Source organism: Streptomyces sp. NPDC051636 (genome assembly GCF_044453765.1).
Lineage (GTDB): Bacteria > Actinomycetota > Actinomycetes > Streptomycetales > Streptomycetaceae > Streptomyces.
Genome location: NZ_JBITDA010000040.1, coordinates 15,608 through 40,296 on the forward strand (window position 1 = coordinate 15,608; position 24,689 = coordinate 40,296).

A 24,689-nucleotide genomic window follows, 5' to 3' on the forward strand; every position below is an offset into this window, starting at 1 on the left:
ACGAACGGCACGCCGACCGCGAAGGTCGTGCCTCCCAGGCCGAGGCAACCCCGTGCTGCCCCGCATTTGCGAGCACTGCCTCAACCTCAAGGATTAGCGTCGATATGCCAGAGAGGAGACAAGTACCGTTCCCGCAAGCCCAGTTAGCCCAATGACAACACCCGGATGAAGCTGGGTTCCCAGAGCGCCGGACAGCGCGACCCCAAGTCCCTGCACCGTCATGAGACCACTGGTCTGCACCGTGAACAGGCGCCCTCGGTAGGCGGGCTCTGTCGCCGACAGAATCAGCGGGTCGATGCCCTGGTTGCAGGCAAAGCCCGCGCCTGAAAGTGCCAGCAAGGCCGCCGCCGCAGGAACAGAAGGGCCCAGGAAGAAGGCGATCAACGGGATTTGGGATCCGATGACCAAGGGAGTGATGAGGCGGCGTCGAGTGTGGGGCGACAGCCTCGCCACCACGAGTTCGCCCAGGACCGTGCCGGCGGCGTACCCGGTGAAGAGCCAACCTGCCGCTGTCTCGGCAGAACCCGCCTTCGCGGTGTAAGCGACAGCAAGCCCGTCGCCTACAGACGAGAAACCCGGGACGGCCCAGGTCAACAAGACCAGTCGTCGTAACGGTCGGTTGGTCCAGATGTGGCGCAACCCCTCCGCCGATCCCTTCACCACGGATCGCAGGGACCGTTCGCCGTCCGGCGCGCTGGCAGGAGCAGCCGGTGTCCACAATCCTATGAGTACGGCCGAGGCCACGAAACTGCATGCGTCTACGGCCAGAAGCCACAGCGGTCCGATCGCGGCCACCAGAATGCTGCCCAGCGCGAATCCGGAGACGACAGCGCTCTGGCTGATGGTGCGCAACAGCGAACGGCCTACTGGGAAGAGGTCTTCATCCAGCAGGTGGGACAGGCTCGCCGCCCTGGCGCCTTGAAAGAGCGGCGCTACGAATCCGGTGATGAGCAGAAGTCCCAGCAGGGCGAGGGTTGGCAGCCCTGGTATCAGCATTGCCGCGATACAGGCGGCGCTGAGCAGGTCACAACAGACCAATACGCGCCGTGGCCGGAAGCGGTCCGCGAGCGACGACAGGATCGTGCCGCCCACTGCGTAGGGCAGAAACGAACAGACGAGCACGAGGGCTGACCACAGGGCCGAGCCGGTGCGCTGGTAAATGAGGATCGACAGGGCGACCTCGGCGGCCAAGGTGCCCACCATGGACACGGCGTGTGCGACGAACACGGCGCGCATCCCTGGTACGCGAAGCACCGACCTGATCCCTGAAGCCGGGACCGTACGGACCACGGACTGCTGCACTGGCTGTCCCCAACCCAACTCTCGCACTGTGATCCTGTTGGACCCGGAGGGGGAATTAGCCGGGTCCAACAGGAATCTCACTTCAGTTTTGCGTTGCTTGTGAAATCAGTGAGCGTGACGCATGAGGGCCTCCTTCCCCTATCGAGGGGTGGTTGATGCGTTCTCTGTCTTGCGCTGTGAGGTCAGTGAGCGTGGCGCATGGCTCCTCCTTCTTCCCTGTGCCTGGGGCGGCTGAGCTTCTGCGACTTCTGAAATCAGTGAGCGTGGCGCATGGCCTTTCCCCCTCTCCTGTCCGCGGTATAGGGCTCGTCCTGAAGAGGTATTCCGCAGTTGCGGGACCGCTCCTCAGAACGAAATCTCAAGGCTGTGCATCCCGTGTTCGGTCACGTTGGGGCGGGGAACGGGCTCGGAGACGAGCCGGGCGTTCGGATACCGGTGGCCGATGGTTCCGAAGACGGTGCGGGCCACCTGGACGGCGACCTGGGCGCCGAGGCAGGCGTGGGGACCTCGGCCGAACGCGAGGTGGCGATTGGGTGTCCGGTCCCATCGCAGTGAATCGGGGTCGTCGAACATCTTGGGGTCCCTGTTCGCCGCGCCGAGGAACATCGAGACGACCTCACCCTTGCGGATCTTCTGGTCCCCGAGGACGGTGTCGTGCACGCAGGCACGGCTCTCCACGTGCACAGGGCCGGCAAACCTGACGAGTTCGTGGACCGCCTTGTCTGTGTCGACAGGAACGCGCTCCTCAGGCGGTATGCGCAGCAGCGTGAGCAACCCTGTGACGAGGAAGCGACTGGCCGTCTGGAAGCCGGCCTGCAGCACGACGCGCAATGAGTTGAGAAGTATGTCGTGGTCAACCCCGACGCTCGGCGCCCTGTTGATTACATGGGCGGTAAACCCTTCTGGCAGCGGAGACTTGAGCCACTGCCCGACCAGTTCGCTGAGTTCCGCTCGAGCCGCAACTCCGGGTTCGTAGCACTCGGGCCTGAGGCTGGAATCCATACCGTCCACAATGGTGTTCGACAAGGGGACGAACCAGTCCTTGTCCGGCTCGGGAACACCCAGCAATTGAGTGACCGCCCGCAAGGTCAGAGGCTCGGCCACCTTGGAGACGAAATCGAAAGTCTCCTGCCCTTCCACGGCCGCCAGCAACTCGTCGAGAGTGCCCTGGACCGTCTTCTCCAAATGTTCGGAGTCTGCTGCCTTGAACCCCTCAAGCATCAGATGGCGAATCTGAGTGTGTTCCGGTGGGTCAAGGGTCTGAAGGCTGAGCAGGGAGGGCGGGGTGTCCACACCTACTCGGCGCCAGTCCTGACAGAAGTTCTCGACGTCCCGCAGAGCGGTGAAGGCTTCCTCGTAGCCGGTCACCAGCCATGCTTCGATGTCAGAGTCCCAAAGGACGGTGGACTGGTCGTGCCATTGCCGGTAAATCGGATGGGGATCAAGCAGGGCAGCCGGATCGAGCAGGCTCCAGATGTTCGTGTCCGTCACGCGCCCACTCCCTTCATACGTAATAGGGCAGCCCCCCGGAGGGGAATCGTGCTGCGTGGGATATGCACGCCTGATTCAAGTGGCTGGAAAGCTCTTGTACTTGGCGCGCTTCGGGCGACGAACCATTCGCTGTCCCCTGCTGGCTCCTGCTCGCGGTTTCACGCCCTGCCTCCCTACTGAGTCAGTGACGAACGCGCCGTCTCGACCTAGACAGAGGCAGGTGTGGTGCACCAGATACATCCGCCGATGACTTTGTTCGAACTTTTTGGATCCGGCGCCCTGTCCTCCGTACCTGGAAGCCCCAACTGCATTGTGGTGACTACCATGTTGGCCATGGCGGATCGCGGGATACGAATGAGTGCGGAAGAACGACGTGAGACGATCGTCCGCGCCGCTGTCGCCGAGTTCTCGCGGGGCGGCCTCCATGGCACTTCAACAGAGACGATCGCTCGGCGGGTTGGCGTATCTCAGCCCTACTTGTTTCGCCTGTTCAAAGGGAAGCAGGCGCTCTTCGAAGCCGCTGCAGACCGCTGCTTCAGCCGCATGAGAGATGCCCTCACACACGCAGCTGAAGGCCTCCGTGGCGCTGAGGCCCTTGCGGCCATGAAGCGGGCGCAGCTGGACCTGCTCAAGGATCCCGAAGTCCTGCTCATGCAACTGCAGGTACACGCTGCGGCTGCCTCACCCCAGCAGGCAGCGCTCGCGAAACAGGTCCGTCGGCACTGGCGCGAACTCCGGGCTCTGATCACCAGCACCACCGGGGCCACGCAGGACGAGCTGGACTCGGTGCTCGCCCAGGGGGCCCTGCACTCTGCACTCGCCGCGGTCGATCTACCGCCGTCCGGGCGGAGTTGAGACCGAGCATCGGCCACGAACGGCCACCGTCGCTGCCTCGCTCATAGAGGACGCTACCGCTCCTCAGGCTGCGAGAAGGCCGACGCCGAGGGTGATTACTCCGTAGGCAAGGGATGCGGCGCCGGCCCAGACCACCATGATGAACCGGTTGGGCTGGGTGATCTCCCCTCGCCCCATCGACGAGGCGAAGAAGCCAGCCGAGACGAGCACTGCGGCCAGCGGTACGGCGATCCGGCCGGACCAGCCCCAGAAGCCGGACAGCGACGTGGCGTCAGCCAGGACTTGGCACACCAGGCTCAGCGTGACCAAGACACCGGCGTGCGCGTGCCCCGCCCGAGCGAAGGACTTCTGGAAGTCGGTCAGCGGTACGGACCCTCGTACGATGCGGACCATGAAGGTGCCACCGAACTCGATCGTGACGATCGTCAGCAGGACGACGCCTGCGATGTAGCGACTCGCGTCGCTCAGGGCCAGAGTCTGCATAGGGATCTCCTGGTAATGGGTGCGGCGGCGCGGTGCCGCATCGTGGCGTACGCAAGGGTCAGGACATACGTTCGTCAGTGTCCGAAGCGCCGTCGGCCTGGTCGGTACGCGCGTCGGCTGCCTCGGCTTCGAGCTGATCGGCTGCCCACTCCGCCCACTCCGCGATGGCGGTGGATACCCGTACGCCCAGCTCGGCCGCATAGGCGCCGAATCCCGGCCTGTCGGCAGCATTCAGCATGTCGCGCAACTGGCCTGTTTCCTCAGCCCGTTGGCGATGAAACGTCTCTTCCAGCCTGACCAGTCGGGCTGCGACCTCCGGGCCTAGAGCCGGCAGTAGGAAGGCCCGGAGGGCGACTTCGTTCCGCACAGTCCGGCTCGGCTCGACCTCCGTCAGCCAGTGCCGCAGTTCCTCTCGCCCGGCATCAGTGACGGAGTAGCGCTTGCGGCCTCGCGGGCCTTCGTCCTCCACCGTGACAAGGCCGGCCTCGGACAGGCGAGCCAGTTCCGGGTACACCTGGCTGTGCTGGGCGGCCCAGACGTGGCTCAGCGAGCCGGCGAAGTCCCTGGTCAGCGCGTAGCCGTTGGACGGCCCTTTGGCGGTCAGCAGGCCCAGCAGGGCCATTCGCAGCGACACGGTTGCTTCGCCTTCCTTTCAAGCCCAACTGGCGAGTGGCAATGTTGACATGTCTAATCAGACACTGTTAGTTTCCGCATGTCAATAGTGACATGTCTGTCTGGACAGTGACTCGCGAAGTCCCGTGCACGTCACAGTGACCAGCCCCGATGTATCCAGTCGCAGAGCGCTTCCTTCTGTACTGCCGACTGGCGATCCACACAGCATCGATCGTCATGTGCGTAAGGGGAGACATCCATGAGCCCAACTCAGCACGCCCGGTTGCCCGCCTTGCCCGTCAAGGAGTGGGAAGGACGCCTCTTCAGCGGAGGCTGGGTATCTGCCGCACGACGTGCGGACACGTTGGAGGTGTTCACCGGCAAGCCCCTCCTGGCCGTCGGAGAGGCATCCGAGAGCGACGTCCGGCAGGCCGCCGCCGCCGCGGCAGTCGCCCAGCCCTCCTGGGCGGCGCGCGCGCCAGAAGAACGCGCCGAAGTCCTACGCCGCGCAGCCGCGTTGCTGGCTCAGCCCACTCCCGAACTGGTGGGTTGGTTCATTCGTGAGTCCGGTGCGGTGCAGGCGAAGGCGGAGATGGAGTTCGGCGCCGCCGCGGGCGAACTGGCCGCTGCCGCGGAACTGGCGCAAGGTGCCGCCGCCCCTGCCGAACTGCACAGCATCCAGCCGGACCGCACCGCAACGGCGAACCGCGTTCCTCGCGGCGTCGTCGGCGTCATCACGCCATGGAACATGCCCCTGATGCTGGCCCTGCGCTCTGTCGCGCCCGCTCTCGCCGTGGGCAACGCAGTCCTGCTGAAGCCGGACCCCAACACGCCGGTTGTCGGAGGGCTCCTGCTCGCCTGGCTTTTCGAGCAAGCAGGACTTCCCAACGGGCTGTTGCACGTACTGCCTGGCGGCGCGGACACCGGTACGGCGGTGGTCGAGGCCCCCGAAGTACGGATGGTCTCCTTCACCGGGTCCACCGCGGCCGGCCGGGTCGTTGCCCGCCGCGCGGGAGAGCTGTTGAAGAAGGTCGCAGTCGAACTCGGTGGCAACAACGCATTTGTAGTGCTGCAGGACGCCGATGTTGAGGCCGCCGCGGCAGCAGGAGCCTGGGGCTCCTTTGTCCACTCGGGTCAGCTGTGCATCGCCGTCGGCCGCCACATCGTCCACCGGTCGATCGCCGAGCGGTACGTCGCCGCGCTCGTCGACAAGGCTCAGCGCCTCATCGTCGGAGACCCGAGTTCATCGACCACCCAAGTGGGTCCTCTCATCAATGAACGCCAGTTGATGAAGGTACGCGACATCGTCGCCGACACCGTCACTGCCGGGGCCCACGTGGCGTACGGCGGCAAGGCCGAGGGCCTGCTCCACTGGCCCACCGTGCTGACCGACGTACGCCCCGGGATGCGGGCGTTCGACGAGGAGATCTTCGGGCCGGTAGCCGTGGTCACCGTCGTCGACGACACCGAGGAGGCTGTGTCGCTCGCCAACGCCACGGACTACGGCCTGGCGGCCGCTGTGTACGGGCGCTCCCCCGAAGCCGCCCGCACCGTGGCCGGCCGCCTGAACGCCGGCATGGTGCACATCAACGATCAAACCGTCGTGTCCGAACCTCAGTTGCCTTTCGGGGGAACGGGTTGCTCGGGCAACGGAGGCCGCTTCGGCGGGCGGGCCAGCGTCGAGGAATTCACCGAGTGGCGGCTGACGACCGAAAGCACGCCGCCCCGCCGCTACCCCTACTGACCGCAACACCGACGCCATCTCTCCGGAGCAGGAGGAACTGCCCGGAACAGCCGAAAGGAGCACGCGGTCGTGGGACAGAAGGTCTACCCCGGTCGATATACAGCCTCACCCCCCGACAGAACTGTCGTCTTCCTCATCGGGATGCGCATCAACAAATGGTGGAAGGTCCATCGCTGGCTCCCCGCCTTCATCTCCATGGTCCCCATGCTCAAGGAGGTGAACCGGCGCTCCGAGCACGGCTTCCTGGGCTACCACGTCTGGTTCGGCAGAACCACCATCGTCCTCCAGTACTGGAAGAACCTGGACGACCTCCTCACGTACGCGAGGAACGCGGACGCCGAGCACGTTCCGGGCTGGCGGAACTTCAACAAGCAGGTAGGCAACAACGGCGACGTCGGTGTCTGGCACGAGGCGTACATAACCCACCCCGACCAAATGCACATCATCTACCGGAACATGCCGGAATTCGGCATGGGCAAAGCCACAGAACATGTCCACAGCGGCGGGAACGGCCCGGTCGCTGTGCGCAAGAGGCCCGACCGGGCTGCCGACAGCAACGAATCGAGGTAGCACATGGCCACGGTCCCCCAGCAGGCAGCGGCGCCAGGCAGCGCCTTGGCCGCCTCCCCTCCGAAGCGTCCCGGCCTTTTGCTGCTCGCCAGCTGCCTAGGCATGTTCATGTCTTTCATCGAGGTCACCGCGGCCATCTCAACCCTGCGCGCCATGCAGATCGATCTGCATGTCGCCACGGCCGACCTCAGCTGGATCTCCAGCACGTACACACTGGTCGTCGCAGCCGGCGTGCTTTCAGGCGGGGCCTTCGGCGAACGGTTCGGCAGGCGCCGCGTCTTCCTCATCGGTGTGGCCGCGCTCGCCGCCGGGTCCCTGGTCGTGGCCGCGAGCGACAACTTCACTCAGGTGCTGGCCGGCCGGGCCCTCAGCGGTATCGGCGGCGCGCTGGTCCTGCCCACGTCCCTCGCCATCATCACCACGTCCTTCACCGACCCGCGCGAACGCGGACGGAAAATCTCCGTGTGGGTCTCGGTCTCCGGTTTCGGCCTCGCGCTCGGCCCGCTGATCGGCGGCAGCCTGTTGGAGCTCTACAGCTGGCACGCGGTGTATCTGGTCAACGCGGTTCTCGCCGTGATCACCGCACCTATCACGCTCTTCGCTGTCGCTGAGACGCGTATCCCTGGTCGGCCACTGGACTGGCCCGGCCAGTTCCTCGCAGTGATCGGACTGGGCGCACTGGTAGCAGGCATCGCGGTCGGCGGTCGTGTCGGCTACGGAACTGCCGGAGTGATCGCTCTGCTCGTCACTGCTGCCGTTGCCCTCTCCGCCTTGGTCGTCGTCGAACTCCGGGCTCCCACGCCGATGTTGAACGTCCGCATGATGCGTGCGACGCCGTACCTCACCGCGCTGGTGGTCGCGGCCGCCGGCTTGTTCAGCTTCGTCGGCGTGACCTTCCTCGAAGTTCAGTTCCTGCAGCGAGTTCAAGGGGATGCTCCGCTGGAGACGGGACTCCGCCTGCTGGCCGCCATGGGCGCCTTCGTCCTGTCCACCACCGCCGCCTCCCGGCTCGGCGCACGGATCAGCCCCGCCAAGCTGCTCGTCGTCGGCACCTCCATCACCGGCGTCGCCACACTGCTGCTCCTCCTGCAAAGGCCCGACAGCTCCTACCTCGTCACGGCGACGGGCTTGGTCCTGGTCGGGCTGGGCTCCGGTCTCGTGATCGCACCGTCCACCTCTGCCGCCCTGTCGGTGGTCGCACCGCAGAGCGCTCCCGCCGCCTCGGCAGCGGTGACTGCCTTCCGGCAGGTCGGATCGGTGCTGGCCACCGCGGCGCTGGGCGCGGTGCTCTCGATCAACTTCATCGACGAACTGCCCGGCGAACTGTCCACAGCTGGCGTGCCGTCTCGCGTAGCTGACGTCGTGGTCGACAAGGCGACCAACGGAGCCGGGGGCAGCGGGCCGATGCCGACAGGGGTGAGCTCCGCCATCGGCAACGCGTTCACAGACGGCGTCCACACCGGCATGCTGGTCATCTCAGCCGTCTCGTTCGCTGCGGCTCTACTGGCTTACCTCTTCCTCGTCCGCCGCCGCGCGTCAGCTACGCCCCAATGAAGGTTCGCACCGCCCTATGAATTGCAACTCGTCGCAGTAAAGTTACCGTTCTCGACGTATCGCACCGGCTCACCCGAGTGGCATCGTAGTGGGATCGGAAACTCACAGAGGCGACCTAGGATGAATGAGAAGAGTTGGGCGGGTGAGGGCTCGGAGGCCCCGGACGAGGACGCCTTGTTCGAACTACTCCGCGAAGACATCGGCCGACCGCCGGCTGCATCGGTGGACCGAGCTGTCACAGCAGTGCAGCAGCGCCTGAGGCAGGTCGGAACCCGGCCCGACGAACCCACCGACTGATTCCTCCGGACCAGCCCGGGAAACCGCACATCGCCCGACCTGTGAGTGCGAGACGGCCAAGGAAGAGTCCTTGGCCGTCTCGCACCCAGAGCAAGGGGCGAACCGCGCCACGAGGGCGCCCGTCATCGTGAGCCTTCCTGTGCCTGAATCGATGAAGCAACACAACTCACATGACAGACTGGCAAGTTCGCCCCCAGCTGGCAGCACCACGAGCCACTCATCTGGAAGCTGCGGAGGTACAGGGTGGACCACTCCACATCCTCGGCGACGGTGGAGCATGCGCGAAGGCGCACGTCGTCATCGACGGCGCCATCGTCTACCTTCCGGGCCACTGCCAAAATCGGTCGTGTGACGGAGCTGGGCCAACCTTGTGCAGTGGAAGCCAACTGGCTCGACGCGGCGCGCCTCTCGGCCGTCGCAAGCGCGGCACCGTTGCCGTGACACCGTCTGATGCAGGAACTGTTTCGTCGGCGAACAGGTCCTGGCCGGGACTCTTCCCAGGACGCGCGAAATACATTTCGAACCCGCGACCCAAACCAACGGGTGGCTCCTGCCTCAGCCGCGCTCCTCGCCCGCCAGTTCGCCTCGCATCTTGGCGAGAATGCGGCGACGAGTGGGGCCGATCGAGCCCCGCGCCATTCCTACAGCCTCGGCTATGTAGTCGTAGCTGAGGGGAGGTTCAGCGAAAAGCAGGCCCAGGAGGGCTTGGTGCTCTTCCGGCAGGTTCCTGATGGCCTTACGCAGCCGCTCGCTGTCCGAACGGGCGACGGTCCACTCTTCGGGCGCAGGAACAGTCATGTCCGCGGCGTGTAGATAGTCTGCCGGGTCGGGGACGCTGACCATCCTTCGAGCCTGCCTGGCGCGGCTGATCGCCTCACGCTTGGCCACGGTGACCAGCCACGCTGCGACCCGGCCGGGTTGCTTCAACGTATGTATGTGCTCGACGAGCCTCTGCCATGTGAGCTGGTACACGTCCTCGCAATCAGCCTGCTTGAGACCGTGCGAGCGAACGACTGTCCATACGACAGGGCTGTACACGTGGATCAGCTGTTCCCACGCCCTGCCATCGCCCTCTCGGCACCGGTCCATCAAGCGCCCCAGGTCGGCCGGCGTCCGCTGGTCCGGAATGCGAACCTGAGCTGTTTGCACCGCTTGCGTGTCCCCCTTATTCCCCACTCCGAACTCCCCCATGATTCCCTCCCGTTATGCCAAAAGTGCCCGCATGCTGGGCACCATCGACCTCGACCAACAACAAGATCAGGAGTGTGCAGCTCCCCGTTAGGAGTAACTCTGCTCTCTTCGGTCTCCCATTTCGCCTGCCCCTCCCGAACAACACAAGCTGACCTGCGATGATGAGTTCATCACCGGCGCACGATGCTGTCACTCCACTCATTACAGAGTGGCTGAAAACGCCCGTTGACGCTGACGGCGGACCTGGATCGACCCGACGCGCCAGCAGGTAGACATCGCTTCAGTCCTACATCGGCGCCGTTGCTGCAGGGATTTCGCTCGTCGTTACGAAAGGTCGCCGCATGGCGGGGGAGGCAGCCCCTCGCCCTCCGGTAAGAATTCAGGCGGATCCTGGCTCTCCCGCGCGGACAGCGCCCGAAAAAGACGCCGCAGAATGGCTCCGCGATCAGCAAGGCGTCGAACGGGCCCTGAGCTTTGGAGACCTGGTGCCAAGCCGCCAGCGGCCTCCAGGGGAGGCCCAGTACATGACGCAGGGATCTCACTTGGAGCCGGGACGCCGTGATCAAGGCCCTCGCAATGGGCGGGTTCGGGGTGATCCAGGGCAGTGGAAGCACGCACTCTCCTCAGAGCCGCCAGAACGGATATAGTGACTATCCGATAGTGGATCCTGCCACTTTCCATTTTCCGCGTCCACGGTTCCCGGTCCTCCACAGGAGGAATCCAGCCAGGGGTACCGGGAGCCGCACGTGGAGGTCGAGGAGCTAGATGAAGATCTCTGAACTGAGCCGCCGCAGTGGTGTATCGATCGCGACGATCAAGTACTACCTGCGGGAAGGGCTGCTGCCGCCCGGCGAGCACACCGCGCGTAACCAGGCCGAGTACCCCGAGAGCACGCTTCGACGGCTTCGCCTGGCCCGTACGCTCATCGCTGTAGGCGGGCTGTCCATCGCCGCGACAGGCAAGGTGTTGAGGGCGATGGATGAGCCGGTCACCATCTTCAGAACGCTGGGCTTGGCGCACTACGCCCTGTCCTCACCTTTCCCTGATGAGGCACACGAGGACGTTGATGAGCAGTTCTATGCCGAGGCACGGGCGCTCGTCAAAGCTGCCGGTTGGACGATCGTGGGGGACACCCCCTACATCGCGAGCCTCGCCGCGGGGCACAAGGCGCTGGCCGACATCGGCCTTAACTGGTCAGCACAGGACCTTCTGCCGTACGCGAAACTGGCTCATGCCGCCGCACGGCTCGATTTCGACCAGGATGCAGGCATCGAGGACCGAATCGACATCGCTGAGAGGGCTATCGTTCGCACAGTGTTGCTCGAGCCGGTGCTCGCCACGCTGCGCCGGCTGGCCCAGGAGCACGAAGCCGCACAGCGCTATCAGTCGACAGGACAAGCAGCCGACGGAGGCGGCTCGGAGTAAGCGGGGAGCGAGCAGAGAAGGTCGCCCGAAGGGAAGAGTTTCAAAGGCATGGGCATCGCCCTGGACGTGTGCTCCCGCCGACGCACGGCCACGGCCAGCCGATGGCCGGTTGAGGTCGTGGACAGAGCGAACTGCCAGCAAACTGCATCGTGTTCGGGCTGGCGCGGGTCTTCCAACAATACGCCCCGCCGGGAGTCAGGGCCCAGCTGAAAGCTGTCGAAGCCGTACTGGAAGCCCGATCCGAGGGCCTTTGTATAGGCCTCCTTGAGTACCCACACGTCGACGAACTCCCGGCTGCGCACGGCGGGCGGAGCAGCGTCCAGGCGAGCCCGCTCCGCGGGCGCGAGCCGCTCTACTCCAAACCGGACCACGCTCGGGGCGACGAGTAGACGCTCAACGTCTATGCCGCATGGCAATCCGTCGGTCACCACGCAGGCGATGAGACCATCCGTGTGACTGAGGTTGAAGCGCAGTCGCCATGGGTTCGGATCCAGTTCGGGCCGGCCGAAGTGCCCTTTTCGAAAACGGAACTGGTCAGGAGGGGCCCCGGCGTAAGCGCCCAAAACAGAGCGGCACAACAGTCGGGCACCGAGGTGCCGACGCCGTGCCGCTTCCGTTCGTAGTCTGGCCCAGCGCGCGTGTTCGTCCGAGGAGAGCACCGCATGCGCCTGCTCCGTCAGCCCATCGACCTCGTCCTCCGGAAGCAGCCAGATCTCGGGGTCCTTGAGGGCTCCGAGCGTGCTCACACCAGCCAACTGCCCGACGCTTGAAGGTGTATGGGCCAGTGCGAGAAGAGCCGCGCCTCCGCATGCAGGACGCGCAGCACCTCCATCGCCTGGTCTATCGCCGCGGCGTCCGTGACCGTCTCCGCCGGGTAGAGCAGTCGCCACACGCGCTCCAGACAGAGTAGGAGCACCGCGCCGTCGGGGAAACTCTCGCCGAGCACCCCGTCCGAGCGCACTGCCACATGAATTGCCGCTGCGCCTGAGTGGAGCGCGCAATACTGTTCGGCGAGACGGAACTGCTCGGCGGAGGAGGCGTGTCCGCGGCCGGTCTCCTTCTTGATCCGTGCCGTTTCGCTACGGAGGCGGTCGAACTCCTCTAGGAGACGGGCACCGAGGTCCGCCGCACGCCGGAACAGCTCCTGTTGCCGGGGCTGGTGCTGGCGGGCCGCGAGCGCTCTCAAACGCTCGAGTGCGTCGGGCAGCGCCAGCAGCGCGTCGTCCTTGCCTCGGCTGACCAGGAGCTGCTGTTCCGGCCGCCATGTCGGCAACGGCGCGGTCACGTCGTACATGGTCGTGGCGCGAGCGACGGCCTGTGCCCGAAGCGAGTCGTCTGCGTCGTGCGCCGTGTCCAGCAGGCCTTCCAGTTGTACGGCGATGTTCTTGAGGTTGACGACGGTGTTGCCGTCGACGAAGAGCACCGCCGCGAGGTCGCGCAGCATCTTCTGGTAGACGCCGAAGTGCGGATGCGAGCGTAGGTACAGTCGCGCTCCCAGTACCACGGACAGCTGGGCCATGGTGCGTTCCAGCAACGTGGGCACGAAGTACTTCACGACCGAGGAGTAGATGCTCGCCTGCTCCGGGTTGGACTGCAGTCCGCGAACCGCCCCCGCGCTGACGGCGTCGGCGAGCATGAGGTCGGCGAAGCACTCGGCGAGCTGCCTCCGGGAGTACGGGATCTCGACGACTTTCTGGCCGAAGATCTCCCTCTGCTCGGCGAAGTCCATGGTGACGCGGAGCGCGGTGTCCACGGCTCCGAGCGCGATGCTGCTGATGACGACCCTGGCCACCTGGGCGCTCTTGAGGGCGAGTTCGAGTCCTTGACCTTCGCCGCCGATGCGGCTGCCCTCCGGGACGAACACACGGTCGAGACGGATACCGCTCATGTCCAGGGCGCGCAGGCCGTGGAGCCTTTCGTTGGGAAGCGCGGTCACCGTGCCGGCCGGACACTGGCGCTTGTCGAGGGCGAAGATGGACCAGCCGCCGGGGCCACCGCGTTCATTGGTGCGGGCTTGAACCGTGACCACGTCCGCGATGGTGGCGTTGCCGATCAGGTACTTTTCACCGGTCAGCAGGTAGCCGCCCGGTACGCGCTCGGCGCGCATCTCGTTGGCCAGCACGTCGCTGCCGTGCCGCCGTTCCGACAGGCCCCAGGACATGCGCGCCCCGTGGTTGATGTCATGAACCGCGGCCCGCCCCTGTTCGTCGGTGGCCGCGATCCAGGCCGGCATGAAGGCCACGTTGGTGATCATCAAGGCCGTGGCTGTGGTCGGGTCGCGCCGTGCCACCAGGCGTACCAGGTTGAACCCGACTTCCACGTCGCCTGCCTGCCCGCCCCAGCGCTCGGGCAGGCAGTACTCGTGGATGCCCCAGGCCTGCAGAAGATTGGTCAACTCGTAGGGAAACTCTTCGCGTTCATCGAACGAGAGAACCTTCTTGAACGGCATGCGGCTGCCGTCGTCGTGCGGGTCTCCCAGATGGTCCTCAAGGTTCTCGGCCAAGGAGACCAGGCGTGCTACGGCCACGGAGGGCATCCTTTCTCGTACGGGCACTGGTCACTCCGCGAGGGTGTGCTCGGCGAGTTCGGGCGCCGTGCAGGAGAACATGCGGCCGCTCTCGTACAGCGGCAGCACAAAACCGAGCAGCTGCTCGATCTCCGGCTCGGGCAGCGGTGTGTGTCGGCCATATGCCCGTGCTAGCAGCACATCCAGTACCGGTGTCAGCCAGGCGGCGCTTCCCGGCGGGAGGCCGAACAGCGAACGGTCGCGGTTGAACCACCACAGGTGGACGCAACTCGCCGCCGCGTGCAGGAAGCACAGCCGGTCGGCGAGGTCGTTCAGCTCCAGCGGGTCGTCCTGGTCGGACCGGCGGTGCTCCTGCCGCCACGTGATGCCGTGCAGCAGGCCTTGGATCGCACGCTCCAGTTGGCGGGTCAGCGCGGTGACCCGCGCGGCGTCGCCGACCGAGGCATCCGCGCCGTCCGCCACCGCGCCGCGCACCGCGTCGGCCCCAGCGGGCAACCCTTCCAGGATCTCGTCCTGAACCCGGTCGGAGAGCGCGAGCTGATCGACCCGCAGAGCTGGAAGCGGCACGCCGGGCATGAAAACCTGGGCAAGTCCGTTCCCCGCGAGGGCGCGCAGGCTGGACGGGTCGGAGTCCTTCGTCGCACGCCACGACGCCGCCAGCCGTCCCAGATGCGCTGCGACCAGCCGGTTGTTGGCGACCGGGCTGGTATCGATGTAGCGGACCATGGCGTTGTCCCGCCGCGCGGCGTCGAAGGCGGCGTATGGCCCTTCACGCAAGACGGAGCGGGTTCCGAGTACGTCCGCGCAGCGAGCGAAGATCTCCTCGGAGGTATCGGTGAGGACCTTCTTCGCCGTACTCGACCACAAACTCTGCGCCCTCGGCAGCGCGTGGAGTCCGCGCGCCGCGGTCAGTGCCATGACGTCCCCGGCGAGGAGCAGCGCGGCAGCTGTGGCCAATTCCCGTCGGCAGTAGGGCAGTTCGAGCGCACTGACCTTGCCCACCTGATGCTTCACGGCGAAGTCGAAGGCCAGCCGCAGGCCGGTGTCAGCGCAGGCGAGGTTGGCCGCCGTACTCATCGAGCGCACTACCTGCATGGCCTTCATGGCCGTCTCCAGGCCGCGGCCTTCCTCACCGACCAGTACGTCGTCGCGAACCTGTAGCCCTTCAAAGCTGAAACCCGCGAAGTCGATACCTCGCATTCCGCTCGGGCTCTGGCGGATGCCGGAGCGCGCCTTGTCCACCTCGCTGCCTTCCAGGAGCAGGGTGGAGAAGGCCGCCGGGCCACGTCGGCCTGTGCGGGCCACCACCAGCAGTGCCTGGCACCGCTCGCCCAGTCCGACGAGCCACTTGTCGCCGTCGAGCGTGTAGCCGACCGGCGTCCTTCGGTCCGCCTTCGGATCGTCGCCAAAGTCCTGCGTCGCGGTGCAGGAGTTGGCGAGCAGGTCACTGCCGTGGGAGGCCTCGGACAGCGCGAACCCGATGGAGCCGCCGGCGCGCAGCAGGCTGACCACGCGCTGTTGTTGCTCCGCCGAGCCGGCCGCCAGCACGCAGCTCGCGGCGGTGATGCTGAACATCGTGGCCGGCATGACTGAGGCGTCTCGGCGGGCGGCAGCACGCACCAGCATCAGCGTCTGGTCCAGGGACACGAGGTCGCCGCCGTTGGTAGTCGGGATGAAGGAGGCCCGCAGCCAAGGTCCCACCTTGTCCGCCAGCGCGTCAGGGAACGTCTCGGTGGCGTCCCTCCGCGCCATGGCCGCGAAACCGTAGGGATTGTCCGGGTCCCGCGGGTCGCCCAGCTCGCGGTCGAGCTCCGTCACGGCGGAGTACGGTTGCCAGCCGAACGGGCGCTGCTTCGACTGTCGTGCGGTGCTGCCGGCCGTGGCGGTCGTCATCGTCCCTCCATCGGCTCGGTAACGGGGGTCGGAACGTATTCCGTGCAGGCAGCGGGCAACCGAACGCCACTTGTCGCGAACTGGCTCACGCGGGCGGTGAACGCGGCGCCGCGCATGAGGTGAAGGGCCACGTCAGCGGCCCGCCGATTCTCCTGCGCCGCCAGATAAGTGCCGCGTACCCACTCGTTGAAGGAGCCCATGGCCGGGCCGCACCACACCTGGTAATCAGCGGTTCGGTCCGCCTCCCCGGTCACGGCCCATCGCGACGCCATGCCGAGGTACCAGCGGAAGAGCAGGGCCATCCGCCGACGGGGGGACTCCTGCGCGCGGCGCAGCTGCTCGGGATCCCGGCGGGCGAAGTACTGCTCGACCTCTGCCCAGATCTCGTCCAGGGAACGCCGGAACACCTGTTGTTCCAGCCGCTGCCGCTCGTCGGCGGGCAGCACCTCAATGCCGTCGTACGCCTTGTAAAGCTCGTAGAGCTTCTTGGCGCGCATTGGGAAGAAAGTGCCCTTCTTGAGGACCTGAAGCTCTACGCCCAGTTCAAACATGTCGGCCGCCGGAGCCATCTCGAAGTCGGCGAGCCCTGCCCCGACCAGGAGGCGGCGTGCGGCGTCGGATGTGCCGGATTCCAGGCACGCCTGGTGCACGGAGCCGACGACGATGTAGTCGGCTCCCATGGCGAACGCCGCCGCGGCGGCCCGCGGGGTGCCGATGCCGCCCGCGGCACCGATGCCGATCGGCCGGTCGTAGCGCAGTTCCCGTTGGACCGCGTCGCGGGTGCGCAGCAGAACGGGGAACAGCGCGGTCAGGGGGCGCCGATCGGTGTGCCCGCCCGAGTCGGCCTCGGCGGTGATGTCGTCGGCCATCGGCACTCGTCGCGCCAGCTCAGCTTGGTCCGCGGTGATCAGGCCGCGGGCCACCATGTCCGCGGTGATGGACTCAGGGGCCGGCCGCATGAAGCGTTCGGCGACTTCCGGGCGGGAGACCTTGGCGACGAGCCGGTTGGCGATCTGCACCCGGCCGTCGCGGGCACGGTGCAGTCCGGCGACGCGATAGCGCACGACGTGCGGGGTCAGATCCATGAAGGCGGACGCCTCGACACAGCGCACCTGATGCTTGAGGAACAGCTCCACGCCGTCGCGTTCGAGCGCGTCCTCACTGGGGCTGTGGATCAGGTTCGCCGCGTAGGGCAGCCCGGGTATCTCGGCGGCGAAACGGCCCAGGGCCTTCTCGATGCGTTCGGGCAGCAGGCCGGCAGCGCCGAACGACGCCAGCGCCCCTGACCGGGCCAGCGCGATGACGAGATCCTCCGACGCGATGCCGCCGGCCATCGCACCGCCCATGTAGGCGTACCGCACGCCGTGCCGTGCCCGGAAGCCGCTGGAGCCGAGGCTCTCAGGGGCCAAGGGTCCGGCGGCCGCGACGATACGTCCCGAGGGGCCGGGGGCGGTGCTGCTCGCGCCGACGCCGTTGCCGGTGTCCACGATGTAGCAGGGCTGTTCCAGCAGCCCCAGGGTCTGGTGGATGCCGGACGGGTCCGTGCGGACGGCGCCGGGCATCGGGGTCGTGTGATGGGTGGTCGCTGTCACTTGTCCTCCTCGGCGGGCACGACCTCGACGGCTATGTCGGTCAGTTCGTAGATGCGCAGGCCGGGCTTCCACACACTCGCGTCGGCGACGACAACGAGGCGCCCCTCACTGCGCCGGACTTCCTTGATGTGGGCGTCGAAGGTCATCTCGCCGTCGGTGCGCAGGATCTGGCCGCGGTACTTCCACTGCATTTCCACATCGCGCGGCACGGTGAAGCGCACGGGCCCCATGCCGTCCGCCAGGCCGGAGTCGATGACGTAGAGCTGGAGCGCCTGCAGCACCGCCTCGACGCCGAGAGATCCGGGCATCACGGGGTCGCGGTAGAAGTGGCAACTGAAGTACCAGTCGTCCGGGTCGATGTCACGACGGCCGAAGAGGTATCCCTCGGCGTGCTCACCGCCGCCGGGGACGAATGTGACGTGGTCGACCAGGCGCAGGTGCTCGTCGCCGAGCCGCAGTCTGGTCCCGGCCTGCGGGGCGAACCAACGCTCGTCGGAGCGGACCGGCAATTCACGCACGCCCGCGGCGTCGAGCTGGTCGCGGGCGGTCTCCAGCCATGGCGCCACATACTGCCCGGAGTCCAGGCCCACTTGGTTCGACAGGGCCTGTTCGGTGAAGTAGCCGAAAAGCGATTCGCCTTCGTAGAAGGCCTCGTCGTCGGCGAGCAGCCGGTAGCGGAACTTCTGCAGAGTCGCTCCGGGGACGGCCTGGCTCGAGAGCAGCTCGGACTCGTGCCGGATGGTCTTGCCGCGCAGGTCGAGTTGCTTGACGAAGGTGGCTCGGCCGTCAAGGTTGCGGATGGCCAGTTCCTCGTCCGGGCTGGCCAGTGTCGCGCCCAGGTAGTACCCGAGCAGGATGGCGGCCTGTAGAGAGGTCTCCATGACAACGCAGTTGGGCATCCCTGCCGGCCCGTTGTCCCGGTAGTACCAGGCCTCCGGAGGCGAGTCGTACTCAGTGGCCATGGTCGCGCCGGGCTTCAGTTCGCCTCGGGTGCCGTTGAGGCGCATGATCCGGTCGACGAACTGGAAATCGCCGTTGGGGATGTACGGAGCTCGGCGGTCCGCGTAGATCTCGAACTCCTTGCCCATCGCCGTGGCGAGGTCGCCCTTGGCCGCGTGCGCGAGGTGCAGCTCGTTGATGAACGCGGCTTCGCCCCGTTCGTTGCGGCGGCCGAGGAAGGCGGGGATGCCGCCGGTCTCCGGACGGTACGGAGTGCCCGGCTTCTCCTGAACACGGACACCGAAGTTGCGCATCGCCACGATCGGCTTGTCGCCGTCATACACGGTGATGTCAGCGATGACGGTGGGACGCGGCAGCATGGTCAGCTCTATGACGTCGACCTCGTACCGCACCTCCCGGGTCTCCGGGGTGATCTGGCCGCGCACCTTGACCTCGGTCTCCAGGCCCGGCACGGCCTGGAACTCCGCGTCGGGGAAGACCAGGTGCATGCCCAGGTACATCGCGTACGTCTGGAGGATCTGCACGCCGCCCTCGGCGATGAGTGAGCCCGCGAGCACCGGGTCGCCGGTGAAGTGGCAGGTGAAGTACCAGCCGTCGGGGTCCAGTCGCTTGTGCGCGGTCAGGTGACCGATCTCGCGCGGGCCGCCCAGCCGGTCGATGTCGGTGATCTCGTCGATCATGCGCAACATAGCGCTGGGCAGGCGCAGGGAGCTGTTGAAGCCGTCCTGGGTCTGGTCCCAGCGGGGACCGAAGACCTCGCCCGGGCGTCCCTCGGTGAGCAGCTCGAGGTCGGCTCCGCCCAGGCTCGTACGCTCGGTGCGGGCCAGCGGCTTGAACCACGTCGGGGTCATCTCGGCGCGGCGGGCGCGGTCGGCCGCGGTTTCCACCACGCCCAGGGAGTCCTCGAGTTCGGCGGGGGTGAAGAAGCCCGCGCAGGCGTCGAGGAGTTCGAGAATCAGCTCGCCGTCGGCGTAGCAGCGGTAGTTGAAGAAGAACAGAAGACTGTCGCCGTTCCAGACGAAGCGGTCGATCTTGATGTCGTAGCGCAGCGTCTGGCCTTCGCGTGGCAGTCCGCCGTGGAAGACAAGTCGGCTGTCCAGCAGTCGGTAGACGCGTTCTCCGCGGTTGCGGAAGTCGATGCCGAGGTAGCTGATCAGGAGCATGTCGCACTGGCCGGCCTCGATGGTGACCGCGCACGGGACCAGCCCGTCGACCGTGTACCAGGCACCGGTCGGCACGTCGTACTCAGTGGTGATCTCGGAGGGTTCGAAGCGCCCTGTCTCTCCCTTGAGCCGGGTCACCCGGGTGACGAAGTGGTAAGGGGGCTCGGGCAGCCGGCAGCGCCGTGCGTAGCCGTCGACCTCAGCGAACTCGGGACCGAAGACAGGGGCGACTCGGCCGCGGGCGAACTCCAGGAGGTCGTTCTCGTCCCACAGGACGGGCTTGCCGGCAGGCTCCCCTCCGCCGAGTGCCGGCGGCGTGGGAGGAGGCGCCACCGCGGGAACGGACTGCATATCCCCGCCGGTCTCCGGCGTCACCAGATTGCGCAGGGAGGCCTCCAGGATGGCGTGCTGGGCCCGCAGCGCGGCACGGTGCGCGTCGGCCACGCCCACCGCGAGTGCCTGAAGCGGTCGGAACTGGCTGACGGTAGGGGCTCCAGCCGTCAGGAGAGCCGGGCGTCGCTCGGGCAAAGGTTCAGGCAGCGGCTCCGGCACATAGACGAAGGGTTCTCCCTCGATGACGATCGTGTCGTGCGCGTCCAGCACATCAGGCGAGGCCACGTCGCTCGGCGAGGTGCCGGGCACGGTGCTCATGGAAGCTGTCACCTCGATGGGTTCGGTGGGTTGGGCGGGACTGGCCGTCCGGAGGATCGGGGCTGCGGTGCGCTCCACCCGCTCGACGATCGGTTCGCCTCCGCACGGGACGGAGATGACGGATGAGCGTTGCCCGGCATCCGGAGAGGCTGGGAAGAGCACTGTGAGGTCGACGGGAAGGCCGTGGCTGATCAGCCGGGCAAGGGCCTGTGCCAGCGCGGTGCCGACCATGGCTCCACGGCGGTCCACCGAGATCGCGACATGCGGGCGGTCGCCGAGCGTCTCGGAGATCCAGCGCGTGCACGTAGCGCCCGGGCCGACCTCGACGAAGTAGCGGTAGCCCCGGTCGTAGGCGGTCTCAGCGAGGCGTGCGAAGTCAATGGTGGAGCGCAGGGTGTGGGCGATGCGATCGGCCAGCTTCGTACGATCGGTGACCGGGACGGTGTCGTAGTCGTAGGCGGACAGCAGCTCCAGTCCCGGCGCCTGCTCGCTGAGGGGGTAGTCGTTGAGGGCGGCCAGACCCGCAAGGTCCGGGTCGACTACCGGGCAGTGCATGACGTGGTTCGCCGGTGGCCTGGCGGACTGGCAGTCCAACTTCTCTACAAGGGACCGGACTTGTTCGGGAGCGCCTGCGATCACGACTTCGTGCGGGGTGTTGACATGCGTGAGGAAGACCCGGTCGAAGCCCGTCATCGCCTCGCGGACGGCATCGGGTCCGGTCAGCAGTACGCGCGTGGTCCATACCTCGGAGTCCGGGGTCTCCTCTGGGAGCGACCACTCCTCGCGGACACGCTCCTTGCGTCCGCGCAGCCGGTGCTGGAACAGCGGGCTGGCGGCGAGCGCGGCGTCGTCGCGCGCTGATTCGGCCCATACCCCGGTCGCGAACAGCATGCTGGACTCGCCCAGGCTGTAGCCGAAGCCGCCGTGCGGTTCGATGCCGAGGACGTCCCGCAGCAGTCGGGTATGCAGCACGGCGAAGTTGGTGCCGGCAGCCAGCATGACGGGGATGTTCTCGATGAGTTCGGCCTCGTACCGCATCAGGTCGCCGCGTCCCACCGGACCGCGTGAACGCGGGTGCAGGAAACGGTGCTTGAAGCGCTGCGCGGGTCGGTCGGCCTCGTTCTCGAAGGCGGTGAGCAGGCCGGGGAAGAGCCGGAACAGATCTCGTCCGGCTCCGGGGTACGTGGTGAACGCTCCCGGGTAGACGAACGCGACACGTCCGTCCGGTCCCATGGGCCGTGCGGTGAAGTAACTGCCGGAGGGAGTGCTCCACTCCCCTGCCTCGGCCACAGCGTTCGGCAAGTCCCGTTCGGCGGCGGCAAGTTCCTTGGCCAGCCGCTCGGCATCCGAGGCGACGAGTACCGCCGTGTAGCGCGCGGTGCAGGGCTTGCCCGCCGCCGTGCGCACCACCTGCTCGGCGCCTCGCTCGGCCAGTTCGGTGCGCAGGGCCTGGGCCGCGGTGGCGAGGCCCGGACCGTCGTCCGCCGAGACCGGGAGCATCCATACGCCGGGACCGCTCGTCCACTCCGTCTTCGTCGGCTCGGACGGTGCCGGCCTGGCTGACGTGCCACGAAGCACCACGTGGGCAGCCGTTGCCCCAGCCGGGCCCGCGTCACCGAGGACGCTCAGCGCTGCGGTCCTGGGGGCGTCGCTTCGGTCGCGGACCCACGGCTGCGGCTCTCCGAGCAGCGTGAAGCGGGAGTCCGCCAGTGCCGGGTCCTCGGCGTCAAGCAGGGCCTTGGGGGCAGCCGGGAACTCCGCGTGATGCACTGCCAGAGCTGCGGCGACCAGAGCAGCCAGCGGGGCGGCGCACCCGGTGTATCCGACGAGTGCCGCGGTGCTGCCCACCGCGCACCCGTGCCGGTCGTCTCCAGGCCCGTCCGTCCGGTAGACGGAGGCGAGGGCGGCCGCCTCGTCCTGTCGGGCATCGGAGGCTGCCCCGCCAAGTTCGAGGTACGCCACCTCGTCGAGGCGCACCCCCGCCTCGTCCAGTGCCTCTCGTGCGGCGTCCTCCACCGCGGCGGCCCTCGTGGAAGCGGTGCGAACCCGAAGGGCCTCGACAGTGGCGTACTCACGGCGGCCGGCGCCTTCGCGTGTGACGACGACGGCTGCCGCGCCGTCGCCGAGCGGCGGCAGTTGCTCGCCGCGGCTGGTGGCGATCCGGGCCCTGGCCCGGGTGTTCTCAGCGCCGGCCGCCAAGTCCACACCACCGACGAGCACCGCCTCGATGGTGGGGTCGAGGAGCAGCAGCCCGGCCACCTCCAGCGCCCGGACTCCGGCGGTGCCATCGGCGGCGACCGTGAAGGAGGGGCCGGTGAGGTTGCGCGAGGACGAGACCCTGCTGGCCATGATGTTGCCGATGTAGCTCAGGACTTCGTTGGCGCCGATGGGGTCGTGCACAGCGCCCCGGACGGCCGCCTCGAGCTCGTCCAACTGCTCGTCGTTCAAGGTCACTTCGGCTCGAGCGCACTCCGCCCGCACATGGGCGCCGATGTCGAAGCGTGCCCGGTGCGTATGCGTGTGGGGTTCCATCTCCATGGCCACCACGACGGCGACCCTGGTCTCGGGCAGTTCGTCCGCCTTGGTGCCCGGAGGAGGTGCGGGGTACCCGGCGTCGGTGAGGGCCTGTTCAGCCGCATCGAAGAGCGCCAGGTGCTGCGGGTTTGCCTGCCCCAGCTCGTTCGGCGGGATGCGGTACGTACGAGGGTGGGCGTCCACCGTTTCGAGGTAGCCGCCCGGCAGGTCGGTGCCGTCCGACGCCGTCCCGGCGAGCGGGCCGGAGGACAGCTTGTCCGCTCCGTACCAGCGGTTCTGCGGGCGCTCGACCAGCGCGGGACGACCGGTACGCAGGGCCCGTGCGAACGCGTCTGTGTCGGACAGCGGCCCCAGATGTGTCCCGAGCCCCACCACAGCCAAGGAGGGCAGCTTTGCGTGGGCGGGCCGGGAAGCGGGGACCGCAGGCGATGACGTGGACGGGCCCGCGGCTCCGGCCGCCTCCGGGCCCGACAGGACGAGGTGCGCGTTGGTGCCGCCGAATCCGAAGGCCGAGACCGCGGCCCTTCGCGGACCGGTGCGTTCGGGCCACAGACGCGTACTCAGGACGAGGCGCTCCGCAGCCGCCTCGCCTCCGGCGGGCCGCAGCGGGCACATGACGCCAGGGGTCCCGGGTATGAGGCCGTGCTGGAGAGCGAGGACCGTCTTGAGCACGCTGGTGAAGCCGGCAACGGTCAGCAGGTGCCCGACGTTTCCCTTCACGGAGCCCAGCAGCGGCGGAGTGCCGCCCTGCGCTGTGAAGTAGTCGGTCAGGCCGATCAGTTCGGTGGCATCGCCCAGGGGGGTACCCGTGGCATGGCACTCGATGTAGTCGACGGAGGCCGGGTCTATGTGCGCGTAGGCCTGCTGGTACGCGCCGATCTGACCGGTGACGTTCGGGCTCAGCAGGTGTTTGCCCGCGCCGTCATTGGTGAGCCCGATGGACTCCAGGACTGCGTGCACCCGGTCGCCGTCGCGCAGTGCGTCGGACAGCCGCTTGAGTACGAAGACACCAGCGCCTTGCCCGGTGACGATGCCGGCGGAGCGGTCGTCGAAGGGCTGGCTCACCCCGTTGTCGGGATAGGCGTGGAGGTCCGAGAAAGACAGGTGGATGAGCAGGGGGTCGGGAGCGCAGACCGCGCCGGCCACCATGACGTCGGCACGCCCGGTGGCCAGGTAGTCCCTGGCTAGAGACATGCCGTACAGCGCCGAGGAGCAGGCCGCGTCGAGCGCGAGGCGTGGGCCGCCGAGCCCCAGGGCATCGGCGGTCACGACAGCGGGAGAGCCGAAGGGCCACAGGTTCTCCGCGGCGGGCTCCGGTTCGGTGTCGTCGGTGGGCGGCACCGGGAGCCCGGCACGGGCCAGGCCCTCGGTGACCGCCTGCCGCACCTGCGGCGTGCACAGGCGCACGGACGAGTCAGTAGGGAAGGAGTAGTTGCCCAGCACGAGCCCGGTACGGGCCAGGCTCTCGGGCCGCTCGGTCACACCGGCGTCGGTGAGTGCCTGGCGGACCGTGTGCAGCGACCATCGCACCACCCGGTCCAATGAGCCGAGTTCGTCGGCGGGGATGCGCAGACCGTTGAGGTCGATCGGCGGCTCCTGGACGAACCCTCCGCGGGTGGCGGTGATCCGGTGCTCAGGATCGCCCCACCCGCCGGGGGTGCCGGGATCGGTTCCGAAGACCTCCCGGCCGCCTTCCGTGCGGTGATCGTCTCCGGCGAGCAGCCCGTCCCAGAACTCCTCCGGAGTATGTGCGCCAGGGAGCAGACAGGCCATCCCCACGATGGCGACGGGCTCGTCGCGACGGGGTGTGCTGCGGCGTGTGCTGGACATGGTTTCCCAGTTCT

General features: G+C 67.3%; 15 protein-coding genes. 5 read left to right on the forward strand and 10 right to left on the reverse strand.

What is annotated here, in order from left to right:
* Positions 1-93: 93 nt before the first annotated feature.
* Together ACIBBH_RS38605 and ACIBBH_RS38610 are read right to left on the reverse strand one after the other, a co-directional pair.
* Complete coding sequence (locus ACIBBH_RS38605) at positions 94-1,383, reverse strand: MFS transporter (RefSeq protein WP_399413019.1); 1,290 nt, start codon at positions 1,381-1,383, stop codon at positions 94-96.
* 264 nt (positions 1,384-1,647) lie between these two features.
* Positions 1,648-2,793 (reverse strand): cytochrome P450, encoded by a 1,146-nt coding sequence (locus ACIBBH_RS38610; protein WP_399413021.1) that lies wholly within the window; start codon positions 2,791-2,793, stop codon positions 1,648-1,650.
* A gap of 333 nt (positions 2,794-3,126) precedes the next feature.
* Here ACIBBH_RS38610 and ACIBBH_RS38615 point away from each other — a divergent pair, with 333 nt between their 5' ends.
* The gene (locus ACIBBH_RS38615; RefSeq protein ID WP_399413023.1) at positions 3,127-3,648 is read left to right on the forward strand and encodes a TetR/AcrR family transcriptional regulator; all 522 of its coding nucleotides are present in this window, start codon (positions 3,127-3,129) and stop codon (positions 3,646-3,648) included.
* Positions 3,649-3,711: 63 nt separating this feature from the next.
* On the opposite strand, the gene ACIBBH_RS38620 is transcribed toward ACIBBH_RS38615, so the two are convergent.
* Together ACIBBH_RS38620 and ACIBBH_RS38625 are read right to left on the reverse strand one after the other, a co-directional pair.
* Positions 3,712-4,131 carry a hypothetical protein gene (locus ACIBBH_RS38620; RefSeq protein ID WP_399413025.1) on the reverse strand — a complete coding sequence of 140 codons (420 nt, stop codon included), beginning with the start codon at positions 4,129-4,131 and terminating at the stop codon, positions 3,712-3,714.
* 58 nt (positions 4,132-4,189) lie between these two features.
* Entirely contained in the window at positions 4,190-4,765 is a 576-nt protein-coding gene (locus tag ACIBBH_RS38625; protein ID WP_399413027.1) for a PadR family transcriptional regulator, read from the reverse strand.
* A gap of 237 nt (positions 4,766-5,002) precedes the next feature.
* On the opposite strand from ACIBBH_RS38625, the gene ACIBBH_RS38630 reads away from it, so the two are divergent.
* From ACIBBH_RS38630 to ACIBBH_RS38640, 3 genes are all read left to right on the forward strand, one after another.
* Complete coding sequence (locus ACIBBH_RS38630; protein ID WP_399413029.1) at positions 5,003-6,487, forward strand: aldehyde dehydrogenase family protein; 1,485 nt, start codon at positions 5,003-5,005, stop codon at positions 6,485-6,487.
* Positions 6,488-6,556: 69 nt separating this feature from the next.
* Positions 6,557-7,057, forward strand: coding sequence for a DUF4188 domain-containing protein (locus ACIBBH_RS38635; RefSeq protein ID WP_399413031.1), 501 nt, complete (start codon positions 6,557-6,559; stop codon positions 7,055-7,057).
* A gap of 102 nt (positions 7,058-7,159) precedes the next feature.
* Positions 7,160-8,611 carry an MFS transporter gene (locus ACIBBH_RS38640; protein WP_399413033.1) on the forward strand — a complete coding sequence of 484 codons (1,452 nt, stop codon included), beginning with the start codon at positions 7,160-7,162 and terminating at the stop codon, positions 8,609-8,611.
* Between the two features lie 852 nt (positions 8,612-9,463).
* Here ACIBBH_RS38640 and ACIBBH_RS38645 read toward each other — a convergent pair.
* A complete protein-coding gene (locus tag ACIBBH_RS38645) occupies positions 9,464-10,099 on the reverse strand; it encodes an RNA polymerase sigma factor (RefSeq protein WP_399413035.1) in 636 nt (211 codons plus the stop codon).
* A gap of 765 nt (positions 10,100-10,864) precedes the next feature.
* On the opposite strand from ACIBBH_RS38645, the gene ACIBBH_RS38650 reads away from it, so the two are divergent.
* Positions 10,865-11,524, forward strand: a complete 660-nt coding sequence (locus ACIBBH_RS38650) for a MerR family transcriptional regulator (protein WP_399413037.1) — start codon at positions 10,865-10,867, stop codon at positions 11,522-11,524.
* Here the strand turns inward: ACIBBH_RS38650 and ACIBBH_RS38655 are convergent.
* The 5 genes from ACIBBH_RS38655 to ACIBBH_RS38675 all read right to left on the reverse strand — a co-directional run bounded on the left by ACIBBH_RS38655 (position 11,482) and on the right by ACIBBH_RS38675 (position 24,675).
* Complete coding sequence (locus tag ACIBBH_RS38655) at positions 11,482-12,270, reverse strand: 4'-phosphopantetheinyl transferase family protein (RefSeq protein ID WP_399413039.1); 789 nt, start codon at positions 12,268-12,270, stop codon at positions 11,482-11,484. The two genes, ACIBBH_RS38650 and ACIBBH_RS38655, sit on opposite strands and share 43 nt — an antisense overlap.
* Positions 12,267-14,051, reverse strand: a complete 1,785-nt coding sequence (locus tag ACIBBH_RS38660) for an acyl-CoA dehydrogenase (protein ID WP_399413041.1) — start codon at positions 14,049-14,051, stop codon at positions 12,267-12,269. The genes ACIBBH_RS38655 and ACIBBH_RS38660 overlap by 4 nt, the downstream gene beginning before the upstream one ends.
* Before the next feature lie 30 nt (positions 14,052-14,081).
* A complete protein-coding gene (locus tag ACIBBH_RS38665; protein ID WP_399413043.1) occupies positions 14,082-15,698 on the reverse strand; it encodes an acyl-CoA dehydrogenase in 1,617 nt (538 codons plus the stop codon).
* 242 nt (positions 15,699-15,940) lie between these two features.
* Positions 15,941-17,536 (reverse strand): PfaD family polyunsaturated fatty acid/polyketide biosynthesis protein, encoded by a 1,596-nt coding sequence (locus tag ACIBBH_RS38670; protein ID WP_399413045.1) that lies wholly within the window; start codon positions 17,534-17,536, stop codon positions 15,941-15,943.
* Complete coding sequence (locus ACIBBH_RS38675; protein ID WP_399413047.1) at positions 17,533-24,675, reverse strand: beta-ketoacyl synthase N-terminal-like domain-containing protein; 7,143 nt, start codon at positions 24,673-24,675, stop codon at positions 17,533-17,535. Before ACIBBH_RS38675 ends, ACIBBH_RS38670 begins: the two co-directional genes overlap by 4 nt.
* Positions 24,676-24,689: the final 14 nt, after the last annotated feature.

Excerpts from the sequence above, each read along its gene's own strand:
- ACIBBH_RS38645 (WP_399413035.1), bottom strand. The coding sequence starts at position 10,099 with ATGGGGGAGTTCGGAGTGGGGAATAAGGGGGACACGCAAGCGGTGCAA.
- ACIBBH_RS38615 (WP_399413023.1), top strand. The coding sequence starts at position 3,127 with ATGGCGGATCGCGGGATACGAATGAGTGCGGAAGAACGACGTGAGACG.
- ACIBBH_RS38650 (WP_399413037.1), top strand. The coding sequence starts at position 10,865 with ATGAAGATCTCTGAACTGAGCCGCCGCAGTGGTGTATCGATCGCGACG.
- ACIBBH_RS38675 (WP_399413047.1), bottom strand. The coding sequence starts at position 24,675 with ATGTCCAGCACACGCCGCAGCACACCCCGTCGCGACGAGCCCGTCGCC.
- ACIBBH_RS38620 (WP_399413025.1), bottom strand. The coding sequence starts at position 4,131 with ATGCAGACTCTGGCCCTGAGCGACGCGAGTCGCTACATCGCAGGCGTC.
- ACIBBH_RS38640 (WP_399413033.1), top strand. The coding sequence starts at position 7,160 with ATGTTCATGTCTTTCATCGAGGTCACCGCGGCCATCTCAACCCTGCGC.
- ACIBBH_RS38630 (WP_399413029.1), top strand. The coding sequence starts at position 5,003 with ATGAGCCCAACTCAGCACGCCCGGTTGCCCGCCTTGCCCGTCAAGGAG.